The organism is Streptomyces sp. NPDC001889 (assembly GCF_053594535.1).
On the sequence record NZ_JBSFER010000017.1, the window covers coordinates 223,754 to 236,238 of the forward strand.

The 12,485-nt window shown below is 75.0% G+C and carries 9 protein-coding genes; 4 read left to right on the forward strand and 5 right to left on the reverse strand.

Features of this window, described 5'->3' with window-relative positions; all coding sequences use genetic code 11:
• Positions 1 to 21: 21 nt before the first annotated feature.
• The gene (locus tag ACWCRA_RS21405) at positions 22 to 630 is read left to right on the forward strand and encodes a response regulator transcription factor (RefSeq protein ID WP_351549779.1); all 609 of its coding nucleotides are present in this window, start codon (positions 22 to 24) and stop codon (positions 628 to 630) included.
• Positions 631 to 680: 50 nt separating this feature from the next.
• On the opposite strand, the gene ACWCRA_RS21410 is transcribed toward ACWCRA_RS21405, so the two are convergent.
• Genes ACWCRA_RS21410 through ACWCRA_RS21425 form a run of 4 tightly spaced genes read right to left on the reverse strand, consistent with a single transcriptional unit; the run spans position 681 to position 6,439 of the window.
• On the reverse strand, positions 681 to 1,937 hold the full coding sequence (locus tag ACWCRA_RS21410; protein WP_351549777.1) for a sensor histidine kinase: 1,257 nt from the start codon (positions 1,935 to 1,937) through the stop codon (positions 681 to 683).
• A gap of 30 nt (positions 1,938 to 1,967) precedes the next feature.
• A complete protein-coding gene (locus ACWCRA_RS21415) occupies positions 1,968 to 3,647 on the reverse strand; it encodes a SagB/ThcOx family dehydrogenase (protein ID WP_451068334.1) in 1,680 nt (559 codons plus the stop codon).
• A gap of 54 nt (positions 3,648 to 3,701) precedes the next feature.
• A complete protein-coding gene (locus tag ACWCRA_RS21420; RefSeq protein WP_351549772.1) occupies positions 3,702 to 6,077 on the reverse strand; it encodes a TOMM precursor leader peptide-binding protein in 2,376 nt (791 codons plus the stop codon).
• Positions 6,074 to 6,439, reverse strand: coding sequence for a TIGR04351 family putative TOMM peptide (locus ACWCRA_RS21425; RefSeq protein WP_351549769.1), 366 nt, complete (start codon positions 6,437 to 6,439; stop codon positions 6,074 to 6,076). The genes ACWCRA_RS21420 and ACWCRA_RS21425 overlap by 4 nt, the downstream gene beginning before the upstream one ends.
• A gap of 251 nt (positions 6,440 to 6,690) precedes the next feature.
• On the opposite strand from ACWCRA_RS21425, the gene ACWCRA_RS21430 reads away from it, so the two are divergent.
• Both ACWCRA_RS21430 and ACWCRA_RS21435 read left to right on the forward strand, forming a co-directional pair.
• Complete coding sequence (locus ACWCRA_RS21430; RefSeq protein WP_451068335.1) at positions 6,691 to 7,530, forward strand: AfsR/SARP family transcriptional regulator; 840 nt, start codon at positions 6,691 to 6,693, stop codon at positions 7,528 to 7,530.
• 354 nt (positions 7,531 to 7,884) lie between these two features.
• Complete coding sequence (locus ACWCRA_RS21435; protein WP_351549763.1) at positions 7,885 to 8,673, forward strand: thioesterase II family protein; 789 nt, start codon at positions 7,885 to 7,887, stop codon at positions 8,671 to 8,673.
• A gap of 57 nt (positions 8,674 to 8,730) precedes the next feature.
• Here ACWCRA_RS21435 and ACWCRA_RS21440 read toward each other — a convergent pair whose 3' ends face one another.
• Positions 8,731 to 10,272, reverse strand: a complete 1,542-nt coding sequence (locus tag ACWCRA_RS21440) for an MFS transporter (protein WP_351549760.1) — start codon at positions 10,270 to 10,272, stop codon at positions 8,731 to 8,733.
• 889 nt (positions 10,273 to 11,161) lie between these two features.
• Between ACWCRA_RS21440 and ACWCRA_RS21445 the strand changes: the two genes are divergently transcribed.
• Positions 11,162 to 12,376, forward strand: a complete 1,215-nt coding sequence (locus ACWCRA_RS21445) for an MFS transporter (protein ID WP_351559533.1) — start codon at positions 11,162 to 11,164, stop codon at positions 12,374 to 12,376.
• Positions 12,377 to 12,485 lie beyond the last annotated feature (109 nt).

The window sequence follows — 12,485 nt, forward strand, 5'->3', positions numbered from 1 at the left end:
CGAGCCCGACGGGGGACCGCATTGATTCGCATCCTGCTCGCCGAGGACATGCACATGGTTCGCGGGGCGCTTGTGGCACTGCTGGCCCTGGAGGACGACTTACGGGTGGTCGCGGAGGTCGAGCGGGGCGACACCATCGTCAGCACGGTCCTGGAGTTCCGGCCCGATATCGCGATCATCGATGTCGATCTGCCCGGCCTGGACGGACTGAGCGCCGCGGCGCTCCTCGCCGAACAGGCCCCCTGGTGCCGGACGCTCATCCTCACCAGCCTCGGCCGGCCCGGGACACTCCGCAAGGCACTCGCCGCCCGGGTCGGCGGCTTCCTGCTCAAGGAGGCGCCGCCGGCCCGGCTGGCCCACGCGGTGCGGGAGGTGTCGGCCGGCAACCGGGTGATCGATCCCCAACTGGCCCTGGCCGCCTTCGACAACGGCGAGAACCCCCTGACCCCGCGCGAGGTCGAGGTGCTCCGGATGGCGGCCGACGGGGCGGAAGCGGCGGAGATCGCGGTACGGCTGTTCCTCTCGGTGGGCACCGTGCGCAACTATCTGACGACGATCGTCACCAAGCTCAACGCCCGCAACCGGGTGGACGCGATCCGGGTGGCGCGGGAGAGCGGCTGGCTGATGTGACGCCGGAACCGCAGGCCCGCACACCGTCCCGGCACTGACCGACCAGCCGGTCAGCCGGCCAGCCGCAGCGGGGCCTGTGCCGTCAGCACGAACCACCCCTGCCCGTCGATTCCGGAGCTGAGCCGGCCGCCGACCGCCGCGAGCCGGAACCGCAGGTTCTGGAGCCCGCTGCCGTCCTGTGTCCGGGGCTCGGCCGGCCCCTCGGGTCCGGCCGCCCGCTCCCGGCCGGTGTCCACCCCGTCGTTGGCGATGACCAGCACCAGCTCCCCGGCCCTGGTGGTCCAGCTCTCGATCCGGCAGTGCTCCGCCTTGCTGTGCCGCAGCAGATTGGTGACCGCCTCCCGGAGCACGGTGGCCATGATGGTGTTCGTCTCCCCCTCGGGCAGCTTCCCCCGGATCTCCACGGTGGCCTGGATGCCCCCGGCCTCCAGCACCGCCTGGGCCGAGACCGCCTCGGTGGCCAGCGACATGTCGCGGTAACCCCGGGCGACCGTGCGGACGTCGGAGAGCGCCTGCCGGGATATCTCCAGAATGTTCTCCAGCTCCTCCAGCGCGCGGTCCGCCTCGCAGTGCACCAGCCGGCGGGCCAGCTCGCTCTTGAGAGTGATCGCCGAGAGGCTGTAGCCCAGCAGATCGTGCAGATCCCGGGCGAACCGCAGCCGCTCCTGGCTCACGGCGAGCCGGGCCAGGGCGTGCTGGGCCTCCTGGACCTCGACCACCAGCTCGGCGAGGCGGGTGAGCCCGAAGACGGTCAGCCCGGTGAGGATGGTGGCCACACCGAAGTACGCCGCCCCGACGAACCCCGACGAGCCGAGCAGCGGTCCGGTCATCCACCCCACCAGGCCCACCAGGGCGAAGAGCGGCCAGGCCACCGGGGGCCGGAGCACCAGCAGCACGGAGGCGCCGAGGAAGCCCGCCATCCCGCCCCAGCCGAACCCGAGGGCGAAGAGGGGCAGATAGGTCAGCAGCGCCTGGAGGGCGAGGGTCCACCGGCCCCAGCGGGCGCGCAGACCCCGTAACCGATAGGTGGAGTGGACCAATTGAAGAAGGAAGATGGCGGCGAAGCCGAGCGCGGACGCGATGAGGGTCAGCGTCTGCGGGTGCGCCTCCACGATGTTGAGAAAGCCCACGACGAGAAACCCGCACTCGACCAGCAGCAGGATGGTCATGGCGAGCTGGGGCGGGGGCGCGTCCGTCCCCAGGGTGCGCAGCGCGGCCGACAGCGCGGGCCTGCCGCCGGTTCCGTGTTCGGCCTCCCGTATGCGGAGAATCCGGAATCTGCCCGAGTGCGTCGTGCCTTCCTTCATGGAATCCCCCGCCGGCGGCACCAAGGGAGATCAGTCTAGGGAGAGACGGTGAGCCCCGGTGCCCGAATGTGGATGAGACCTCTGAAGTTCATGAGCCGGAGAGACGGAACGTTCCTCTCCATCCGGGAGTGTACCGAGGACAAAGCCGCCGACGCTCGGCTCGATCCGCCAGTCCTGGCCGGTGGCACGGGCGGCCAGTTCGATGTCCCCGCTGCCCAGCGCGCAGGGCGCGAGTCCCATCGCGGTGCCGATCAGATAGAGGTTCTGGGTCACCGCGCCGACGTGCTTGAGCGTCAGCGCGTACGCCAGCCCGCTGTACTTCCAGGTGAGCCGGTGGATGCGCGAGGTGATGGTGATGACCACGGCCGGGGGGTCCGTCAGCCCGGCGGTGATCCGGGCCTCGTCGAACAGTTCGGACATGCCCGATCCCCGGTCCGGGGTGCCGACCTGGACCAGGCAGTGCTCCAGCGGGGCGTAGTAGTGCATGCCCGGCGGCACCCCCGCGCAGTCCCGGACCGCGAGGTAGAACTCCAGCTCGCAGGCGCGGCCACCGCTGGGATAGGGCCGGTCGGTGAAGGGGCCCTCCTGGCTGCCGCGCGGGTACTCGTGCGTCGAGCGGACCCGCAGCGCCCGGTAGAGGAACTCGCCCAGCGCCGCCGCGTCGAGCCGGCCGGAGCCGTAGGCGCGGACACTGCGGCGCTCCTCGACCACGGTCGTCAGCGGGGGGTCCCCGGCGGCCACGTCCGACAGCGAGGGCCGCGCGAGCGGGATGCGCGGACCCTCCGGCAGGGGTTTGACGGCCGGCGCCGGCGCCATCCGGTCCGCGAGCGGATAGGTGGCGCCGAAGTCGGCATCGTGGCGGCCCAGGGTGGAGCGGGTGTGGAAGAGCAGATCGACCGCGGACCACGAGGCCAGGGCGGGATCGCGGTCCTCGGCGAAGCCCGGGACGGCCGGGGCGGGATCGCCGGGTCCGCCACCGCCGGCCCGTTCGGACCCGGCGGACCCGGCGCCCGCATCGGGGGGTGCGGACGGTTCGGCGGGCACCGCCATGCCGGTGGCCAGCAGATGGGCGATGATCTCCATGGTGGCGTCGACGGGCAGCGGCACGGCGGCGGCCACCTCGGAGCCGGTGACCGGCCGGCCGAGCATGCCGATCACCCAGGCCGCCTCCGGCCGGTGCACCACCACCCGGTGCAGCGAGTTCGGCGACTCCAGCACGAACCCCTGGCCCTCACTGCGCAGAAACGCGAACTGGGAGAGGCGGATCGGATGGCTCGCCCCGACCGCCAGGGGGCCGAAGCGCGCCGACGGGGAGATCGGGACCACGGAGAGCAGCAGATGGTCGGGGCTGTCCAGGCTCAGTGACCGCACCACCAGGTGCTGGAGCCGTTGAAGAACCATCAGGATCTCGGCGAGCGAGCCCGCGATGGGCCGCCCCGGCGTCTCCGGGCCGTCCTCACCGGACGGGGGGACGGTGTCCGCGACGACATTCGCCAGCGAGATGGGCCCGAGGCTCATCCGGCGCAGCGCCTCGCGGACCGACGGCCGCGCGTGGCGCAGCCGTACCTCTCCCCACCGTCCGGAGAGCACGACGGAGCCGCTCGCGCAGCCCGTCTCCACCAGTACGTCTTCTCTGAGCGCCCACAGCGAGAGGCTGCGCCGTCCGCGGCGTACGGTCGGAAGGGCGTCGTACGACCTCTCCACTGGCATGGGAACTCCTGAACGGGACACGGGAAGTACCCGTGGGTGGCGGCCCACGGGGACTCAGACGAACAGGGGGATGGGGTTGAGAGCGTCGTACGGGGTGGGCGCGGCCAGCCGGCCCAGGCGCACCGGTACGTCGAAGAGCCGCCCGGGTCCGTAGCGGGCCCAGAAGTGGCGCAGACCGGGGACGACCACCTTCACCACCGGGATGTCCAGATCGGGCCTGGTCTGGTCGAGGACGAGCAGTTCCATGCCGCGCTCGCGCAGCAGCGCGACGGCCGCCTCGGTGTCCTCGCGCAGATCGGCGCGGTACCGGTAGCCGAAGTCCGCGGGTCCGGCGGCCCGCAGGGTGGGATCGGGCAGCAGATAGGGCTGGTTCCGCACGGTCGCGCCCCACCACCAGCCGAGCGGTTCGGGGGCTCCTGAGCCGTAGCCGGTGCCGTCGGCGCGGGCGTCGACGACGGCGGGCAGGAGCTGGTTCATCTCGGTGAGGGCCCGGCGCATCGCGACGACGGGGTCGAAGTGGGCGCCGAAGCCGAACATGATGTCCTCGGAGGGTTTGTCGGTGCGCCGGGAGAGCGCGGCGAAGACCGGGACCCCGAGGTCGGAGGTGAGGTCCAGGGCCCACACCTCGCGGTGCAGGTCCCGGTAGACACCGATCAGCTCCTCGGTCCAGCCGTCGCCGAAGCCGCCGCCCGCGCCGTCGAGCCGTGCGGCGGGCTGGCGGGTGCGGTTGTACCACCACAGGGCCACCGCGTCCCGCTCGACCAGTTCGAAGAAGCCCTGGAGGATCGCGTCCTCCAGACTGCTGCCGGCGGCGTTGCCGTTGGAGTCGGCGCGCAGGGAGCGGCGCCCGGCGACCGGTGGGACCGTCTCGTCCGGCGGCCCGGCGAAGTACAGCATTCCGGTGGGCAGCAGCCGGCCGCGCTGTTCGGTGAGCGACCAGACGGGGGTCCAGTCCACCGGGGCGCGGTCGTCGAAGGGCTCGGGCACGTACTGGCAGGAGCTGTGCAGCGCGTTCCACCGGTCGCGCTCGCGGAACTGCCGGGGGGCGAAGAGCTGGCAGGCGTCCGGGGAGAGGGCCGTGTCGCCGAGGCCGCGCAGACTGTCCCGTACCCGTGGTTCGTCGCCCTGGAGGGTGCCGCTGTACCGCTCCAGGGCTTCGCACAGGGCGCTCGTCTCGGCCTCCAGCGGGGTGGTGCCCTTGCCTCCGCTGACCTGGCGGAGCCCGGCGCGCAACTGGGCGAGGTCGTTGCCGCCGACGGCGGGGTTGCGGCCGGCGAGCCAGCAGTGGAGGGCGGCGGGGGCCCGGGGGTCGCGGCGGATGGCGTCGACGACCCCGGTGACCGGGCCGACCAGGTGGCGGTAGCGGTCGTGGACCTCCTGCACGGTGCGGGAGCGGTGGCCGCCGCCGGAGTGGGGCGCCTTCGGCCGGGAGACGAGGACCACCGGGCGCCGGGTCCGTTCGGCGACCAGGCCGGGGTCGCCGCAGTCGGGGCACTGGGGGCGGCGGCGCAGTTCGTGGTGGCGGGCGGTCAGGGAGAGGGTCTCCAGGGTGAGTACGCGGGACTGGCCCGGGTAGCGGTAGCCCGCCAGCCACTTCGCGGCCTCCAGGACGGTCAGTTCGGCGGCGGCGCTGCTGGAGGCGGGGACGCGGGCGGCGGGGCGGGGCACCGGCCCCGTCAGTCCGAGCGCGCGCCGGACGGGGGCCTCGGTGAGCCGGTGGCCGCGCAGCCGGTGGGCCAGGCAGGACCAGCAGGCGCCGGACGCGGGGGTGAAGACGGGGCCGATCCAGGTGGTGGAGCCGCCGGGTCGCGCCAGCAGCCAGGGGCGGCCGGTGACCTGGTGCAGGGCGTCGAGTTCGCGCAGGTCGGGGTTGAGGTAGTCGTCGCAGACGACGATGGACAGATGCGCGGAGCCCGCCGCTCCGGCGGCCCTGCCGGTGGTCCGGGCGGTCGCCGCGAGGCCGGCGGCGGCGCAGGCCTCCAGTACGCGGTCGGGGGCGGCGGAGCCGGCCGTCAGCACCTGGACGCGGGCGGCGGCGAGCCGCTGGAGGGTGTCGGTGCCGTCGAGCCCGGCCAGTTCCCAGTAGGCGCGCGCGGGGCCCCGCACCGCGTCGGCCGCCGTGTCCTGGCCGGTTGCCGCGTACCCCACGAGCCCGGCCTGGGCGAGCCGTCCGATGAGCCGCCCGGCCTGTTCGGCGGGGATGGTGCGGGCCGCCTCCCGCAGGACGGACGCCAGGTCGCGGGTGCCGTCGAGCAGGGGTACGAGGGCCTCTATCCGGTCGCCCTGGAGCGCGGTGACTCCCCGGTCGGAGAGCAGATAGGCGGCGTCACCGGCGACGACCTCGGCTCGCAGATGGCTGCGGAACCCCACGCGCCGCCCGCGCGCGGTCTCCGCCGGGCGCACGGAACGCTCTCCGTGGAGGGCCGTCATCGCCGGACGGCCCGGTTCTCGGCGGCGGTCTGCGCGGCGCTCACTTCCCAGGTCAGGCAGGCGCCCGCATGGGCGGTCGTCGGCCGGGTCAGCTCCTCGATGGACAGCTCGCACACGGGGGATTCCGGCAGGGCGGGGGCCGGCTCGCCCACGTCCAGGGTGACCCCGAACTCGTCGAGCACGGCCCGGGCGTCGGCCCGGTAGCGGGCGGCGAGCGCCGGCTCCAGCCAGGTGCGGGCGATCAGTTCGACGAGCCACTCCCGGTCGTGCGGCAGGCTCGGTCCGGCGGTGGTGGTGCCGGGTGCGCCGGCCGCTTCGGCCACGATCGGATTCTCGGGGGCGACAAGGATGGTCTCGTTCACGTTGTCCTCCGCATGCGCTCTGGGGTGGGACGGGAGCAACGGTTCAGGTGCCGGGGGAAGAAATTCTGCGGGCGCGGCGGGGCCCGGGGACAGTGTTCGCTTCATGCCTCCCGCATGAGTTCCTCATGGGCCGCACCGTCGTGGATTCATGTGCGGCCGGTGATCGGGTCACTGGGGCGGGGGCGTCCCGGCTGCCATCGTGGAACTCCCCGGAGAGGAAGCCGGGCGGCTGTGGCTGGAGGGAGAACCAGATGGAGATCCGGGTCCTGGGACCGCTCGTCGCTCAGCTCGGGCGCACGTCGGTGGTGCCGAGCGCGGCCAAGCCCCGCCAGGTGCTCGCGCTGCTGGCGCTGCACCCGGGCAGGGTGGTGACCGTCTCCGCCCTGCTGGACGAGTTGTGGGGGGACGCTCCGCCGCGCACGGCGCCCGCGACGCTGCAGACCTATGTCCGGCATTTGCGCCGGATGCTGGGGGAGGCGATGGACCCGGCCGGGGTCCGCGGCCCCAAGGACATTCTCTGCACCCGGTACGGCGGTTACGCGCTGGATGTGGCGGCGGCCGTGGACGCGACGGAGTTCCACCGGCTGTGCGGGGCCGGGCAGACGGCGCTGCGGGAGGGCTCGGCGCTGGAGGCGGCGGGGCTGCTGCACCGGGCGCTGGCGCTGTGGCGGGGGCCCGCGCTGGCGGATGTGCAGATCGGGCGGGCCCTGGAGGTGGAGGCGCTGCGGCTGGAGGAGACCCGGCTGAGCGCGCTCGACGGCCGGATCGAGGCGGATCTGCGGCTGGGGCGGCACGCGGCGCTGCTCGGTGAGCTGACGGCGCTGGCCGCCCAGCACCCGTTGCACGAGACCGTGCACGCGCAGTTGATGCTGGCGCTGTACCGGTGCGGCCGGCCCTCGCACGCGCTCAGCGCCTATCAGCGGCTGCGCCGGTCGCTCATCCGCGAGCTGGCGCTGGAGCCCTCGTCCCGGCTCCAGCGGCTCCAGCAGTCCATCCTGGGCGCCGATCCGGGGCTGGAGCCGCCGGAGCAGACCTCCCCGTCGGCGGCCACCGCGCGCGGGACGGGGCGGCTGCTCGGCGCGTCGGCCTGAGGGGTTTCCCCCGGATCGGGCCGGATCGGTGAGCGGGGTCCGGTGCCGGGGCGCGCGGGACGGAGGACGGGGACCGCGCGGAGCACCGGCGACGGACGGCAGCGCGGCGGGGCGCGGCACCGGGGCGCGCGAGCCCGGCGAGATCCGAAAGAGACGGCCCAGGCGGCTCTTAAGCGGTGCTGCCGACTCTGGGGGCGTGCCGGCCGATTGCCCCCGGTGCCGGGTTCCGCCGCCGGAGGGCCGGTTCCCCGGCCCGGGCGCGGCGGCACGACCACCGGGCGGGCCCGGCGTGCCTCGGCCGCACGGGCCCCTCCCCCCGGTGGACATCGGGTACCGAGAGGAGAGCCGGGGAGAATGACGCGATATCTGAGGCGCGGTGGCCGGGCCGGAGAAGGACGGCTCCGGGTGTTCTGCTTCCCCTACGCGGGCGGAGGGGCGTCCTCGTACGCCGGCTGGGAGCGTCGGCTCGGTGTCCCGGTGGAGGTGCTGCCGGTGCAGCTCCCGGGCCGGGAGGGGCGGATGGCCGAGCCGCGCTTCACCGATCTGCCGTCCCTGGTGGCGGATCTGGACGAGGAGATCGGGCGGGAACTCGACGCGCCGCATGTGCTGTTCGGACACAGCATGGGGGCGCTGATCGCCTTCGCCCTCACCCAGCGGAGGCGGGCCCGGGGCGCCGTGCTGCCGCTCGCCCTGCTGCTGAGCGCGCACCGGGCGCCGCATCTGCCGTCCCCGTCGATCACCGGGAGCGCGCTGCCGGACGACCGTGAGCTGGTGCGGGGGCTCTCGGCGCTGGGCGGGCTGCCCCGGGTGCTGCTGGACCGCCCCGAGTGGCTGGCGGCGCTGCTGCCGGTGGTGCGGGGGGATCTGCTGCTCTGCGCGGGCTCGGGCGGGGTCGACCGGACGCCGGTGCCGGTGCCGGTGCACACCTTCGCCGGGGTGGACGACCGGCTGGTGACGGTCCCGGAGATACGGGCGTGGGGCGCCTACTCCACCCGGGAGAGCGAGACGGTGGTACTGCCCGGGGGCCACTTCTTCATCCGGGACCAGGAGGCCGTCTTCCTGGACCGGCTCTCGGCGGTGCTGCGGCGGTACGCGGCGCTGCCGGACCGCGCCCCGATGGATCTGGTGGGCGCGCCGGACTGACGCCGGCGGCACACACGCGACACGGGCCGCCCCTCCCCCCGTCCGGGGAGGGGCGGCTCACCCTTGGCGGTGGTCCGAGGCGCGGAGCGCCGGGTCCCGCGCGGGGGCGGGCGGGGAAATGCGGGACGGGCGGCCCGGCAGCAGGAGGGCGGCGAGCACCGCGCCCGCCGCGACGGCGGCGGCGCCCAGCGTCAGGGCGGTCGCGGCGGCGTGGCCGAAGCCCGCGCGGGCGGTCGCCGCGAGGGCCTCCCCCGCGGCGCCGCCGGTGCGTTCGGCCAGCCCCAGGGCGCCGTCCAGGGTGCTCCCGGCCGCGTCGGGCAGGTTCGCGGCGGCGGCCTCGCGCGCGTAGCCGTGCGCGAGGAGGCTGCCGACGACGGCGACCCCCAGCGCGTTGCCCAGCTCCTGCATGGTCATGTCGAGGGAGCCGGTGGCGCCGGAGCGCTCCGGCGGCACCAGGGACATCACCACGTCGGTGGTGGGACCCATGGCCAGGCCGAAGCCGGTGCCCGCCAGGACCAGTCCGGCGAGGACCGGCGGGTAGCCGCCGCCGGCCTGGGCGACGACGAGAATCCCCGCCGCACCGAGGCCGAGCCCGGTGGCGACACTGCCGCCCGGGCCCACCCTGCGGACCAGCGCGGTGCACAGCACCGTCCCCAGCAGCACGGCGAACGCGACCGGCATCACGGCGAGCCCGGCGCGCAGGGGCGCGTACCCGAGGGCGGACTGGAGCCGCTGGGTGAGGACGAAGAGGGTGCCGGCCAGGCCGAACATCAGCAGCAGGACGCTGACGCTCGCGCCGATGAAGGGCGCCCTGCGCAGCAGGGCGAAGTCGACGACGGGGCTGGGGTGGACACGCTCCCAGCGCACGAAGGCGGCGCCCGCGACGGCCGCCACGGAGAACCCGGTGAGCGGCCCGGCGGAGGTCCAGCCGTGCCCGGAGACCTGGATCGTGGCGTGGACGAGACCCACCATGGCGGCGGTGCCCAGCAGCGCGCCCACCGGGTCGGGGCGGCGCGGCACCCGCGCGGCCGACTCGGGGAGCAGCAGCGCCCCGGCGGCCAGCACGACCGCGGCCGGCAGCAGATTGACCGCGAAGATCGACCCCCACCAGAAGTGCCCGACCAGGGTGCCGCCGATGACGGGCCCCGCGGCGACCCCGAGGGCGGAGGCGCCGCTCCACACCCCGATGGCGCGGGCGCGCTCTCCCGGCGGGAAGACATGCACCAGCACGGCGAGGGTGGCGGGCATGATGAACGCGGCCCCGAGACCCATCAGGGCCCGGGCCACGATCAGTTGCCCGGTGCCGTCGGCGGCCATGCCGACGAGGGAGCCCGCGCCGAAGACGGCCGTCCCGGCGAGGGTGGCGCGGCGGTGGCCGTACCGGTCGGCGAGGGTCCCGGCGGTGAGGAGGGTGCCGGCGAGGGCGAGGGCGTAGCTGTCGACGATGAACTGAATCTCGCCGATTCCGGCGTCGAGGTCGCGCATCATCGCGGGGATGGCGACGTTGAGGAGGCCGTTGTTGAGGATGATGGAGAAGAGGGCGAGGGAAAGGGTGGTGAGTATCCACCACCGCCGGGGGTCCGTACCGGTCGTGCCCATCAGTGACCTTTCCTTCCGCACGGGGGTCGCCCCGCCGGGGGCGCGCGGCTTCGGGGACCGGCCCCCGACCGGGGCCCGCGGCATGCGAGCACCTGTGGCACAGGGTCCGTCCTCAAACTCCCCCGGAGCTGCCTCCGGGAGGTACCCCCAGACAGGCTGGAAATGCTCGGGTCACCCGTGGCGCGGGGTCCGTCCTCAAACGCCGGACGGGCTGATCTTCCCAGCCACTCCGGCGTTTGAGCCGCACCCCCCAGCCCCTCCGGCGACCTGAGCAAACCCAGCCCCGCCGGCGATTGAGGCGCGGGGGTTCGGGGGCCGGCCCCCGACCGAGGCCCGCACCATGCGGGGTCCTGTCACACAGGGTCCGTCCTCAAACCCCCCCAGAGCTGCCTCCGGGAGGAACCCCCAGACAGGCTGGGAATGCTCGGGTCACCCGTGGCGCGGGGTCCGTCCTCAAACGCCGGACGGGCTGATCTTCCCGGCCCCTCCGGCGGTTGAGCCGCACCCCAGCCCCGCCGGCGATTGAGGCGCACCCACCCAGCCCCGCCGGCGATTGAGGCGCGGGGGTTCGGGGGCCGGCCCCCGACCGAGGCCCGCACCATGCGGGGTCCTGTGGCACAGGGTCCGTCCTCAAACTCCCCCAGAGCTGCCTCCGGGAGGCGCCCCAGACAGGCTGGGTGGTTCAGCCCCGCCGGCGATTGAGGCGCGGGGGTTCCGGGGCCGGCCCATGAGTGGGGTGGTCGCAGGGTGCGGGCGGGGGCTGAAGGGGGGCTAAAACAGGCGGCCCCCCGCACAGCGGCTCTAGCCGGGCTTCAGCCGCACTCCCTACCGTCGCGCCGACGCCACCCCACCCCCGGGGCGGCCCGACCGAAGGGCGGTGGGACCCGCCATGGCGATCCCGGCCCGGCTCCGGCAGGCCCGCGCGGCACTGCTGCTCGTCTTCTTCGTCCACGGCGTGGTCTTCGCCCTGCTGGTGACCCGCATCCCCGCCATCCGCGACCGCTACCACCTCACCGGCGCCGACCTCCCCCTCCTCCTCGCCGCCGTCCCGGTGCTCGCGGGCGTCGGCACGCTCGCCGTCGCCCGGGTGGTGCGCCGCTTCCCGCCGTCCACCGTGATCCGGGTGGTCCAGCCGGTGATCTGTCTGACCCTGGTCGGGGTCGGCGTGGGCCGGTCCCTGTGGCAACTGGTCCTCTGCCTCGCGGTCTTCGGCCTGCTCGCGGGCGCGCTGGAGGCCGTTCAGAGCATGACGGGCGTGGAGCTGGAGCGCCGCTACGGCCGCAGCATCATGCTGCGCTTTCACGGCGCGTCCAGCCTCGGCGGGATCGTGGGCGCGGCGCTGGCGTGGGCGGGTGCCCGCGGCGGCTTCCCGCTCGCGGCCGTGTACACGGTCCCGGTGCTGGTGCTGCTGCCGGCGGCGGTGGCCGCCGGGCGGCGGCTGTCCCCCGGGCCCGGTGGGAGCACCGCCCCCGCCCCGGCGCGGACGCGTCCCGCCGGCGGCCGGCGGGTGCCGTGGCGTCCGCTGCTGCCGCTCGGGCTGATCCTGACGATCGCGGTGGTCGCCGACTCCACCGCGGCCAACTGGAGCGCCACGTTCGTCCGCGACACGCTGGGCGGTTCCGAGGCGCTGGCCACCGTCCCGTACGCCCTCTACATGGCGGCGACCCTGCTGGGCCGGGGCTTCGGCGATCTGGCCGTGCGGCGGTGGGGAGCCGCCGCGGTGGTGCGGACGGGCGCGGTGGTGTCGTCCGCCGGCTTCGCCGTGCTCGCGGCGGCGCCGGGGCCGTGGGCGGGGGTGCTCGGGTTCGGGGTGCTCGGCGCCGGGCTCTCCGTGATCATCCCGCAGGTCTTCACGGTGGGCGCGCGGACGCTGCCCGGAGCCCCCGACACCGCCGTCGCACGGGTCAACCTCTTCAACTACGTGGGCTTTCTGCTGGGACCGCCGCTGGTGGGGGCGGTCGGTACGGCCGTGTCGTACCGGTTGGCGATGTGTGTGCCGCTGGTGCTGGTGCTCGGGGTGGTGTTCCTGGCCCGCTCCCTGGCGGTGCCCGGGGGCGCGGCGCCCGGCCGGCCCGCCCGGCCGGAGCCCGCCGCCGCTCGCTGAGCCGGCCCCGGGGGCGGCGCGCCCCCCGCCCGCCCCCCCCCCCCCGGGCCCCCCCCCCCGGGGGGCCCGCGCGCGGTAGCCCCGCGCAACGGGCCCCCCCCCCCCGACC

What these genes read in the sequence shown, in the direction of transcription:
- ACWCRA_RS21420 (WP_351549772.1), bottom strand. Translation starts at nt 6,077, where the DNA reads ATGACGGCCCTCCACGGAGAGCGTTCCGTGCGCCCGGCGGAGACCGCG.
- ACWCRA_RS21430 (WP_451068335.1), top strand. Translation starts at nt 6,691, where the DNA reads ATGGAGATCCGGGTCCTGGGACCGCTCGTCGCTCAGCTCGGGCGCACG.
- ACWCRA_RS21440 (WP_351549760.1), bottom strand. Translation starts at nt 10,272, where the DNA reads ATGGGCACGACCGGTACGGACCCCCGGCGGTGGTGGATACTCACCACC.
- ACWCRA_RS21415 (WP_451068334.1), bottom strand. Translation starts at nt 3,647, where the DNA reads ATGCCAGTGGAGAGGTCGTACGACGCCCTTCCGACCGTACGCCGCGGA.
- ACWCRA_RS21410 (WP_351549777.1), bottom strand. Translation starts at nt 1,937, where the DNA reads ATGAAGGAAGGCACGACGCACTCGGGCAGATTCCGGATTCTCCGCATA.
- ACWCRA_RS21435 (WP_351549763.1), top strand. Translation starts at nt 7,885, where the DNA reads ATGACGCGATATCTGAGGCGCGGTGGCCGGGCCGGAGAAGGACGGCTC.
- ACWCRA_RS21445 (WP_351559533.1), top strand. Translation starts at nt 11,162, where the DNA reads ATGGCGATCCCGGCCCGGCTCCGGCAGGCCCGCGCGGCACTGCTGCTC.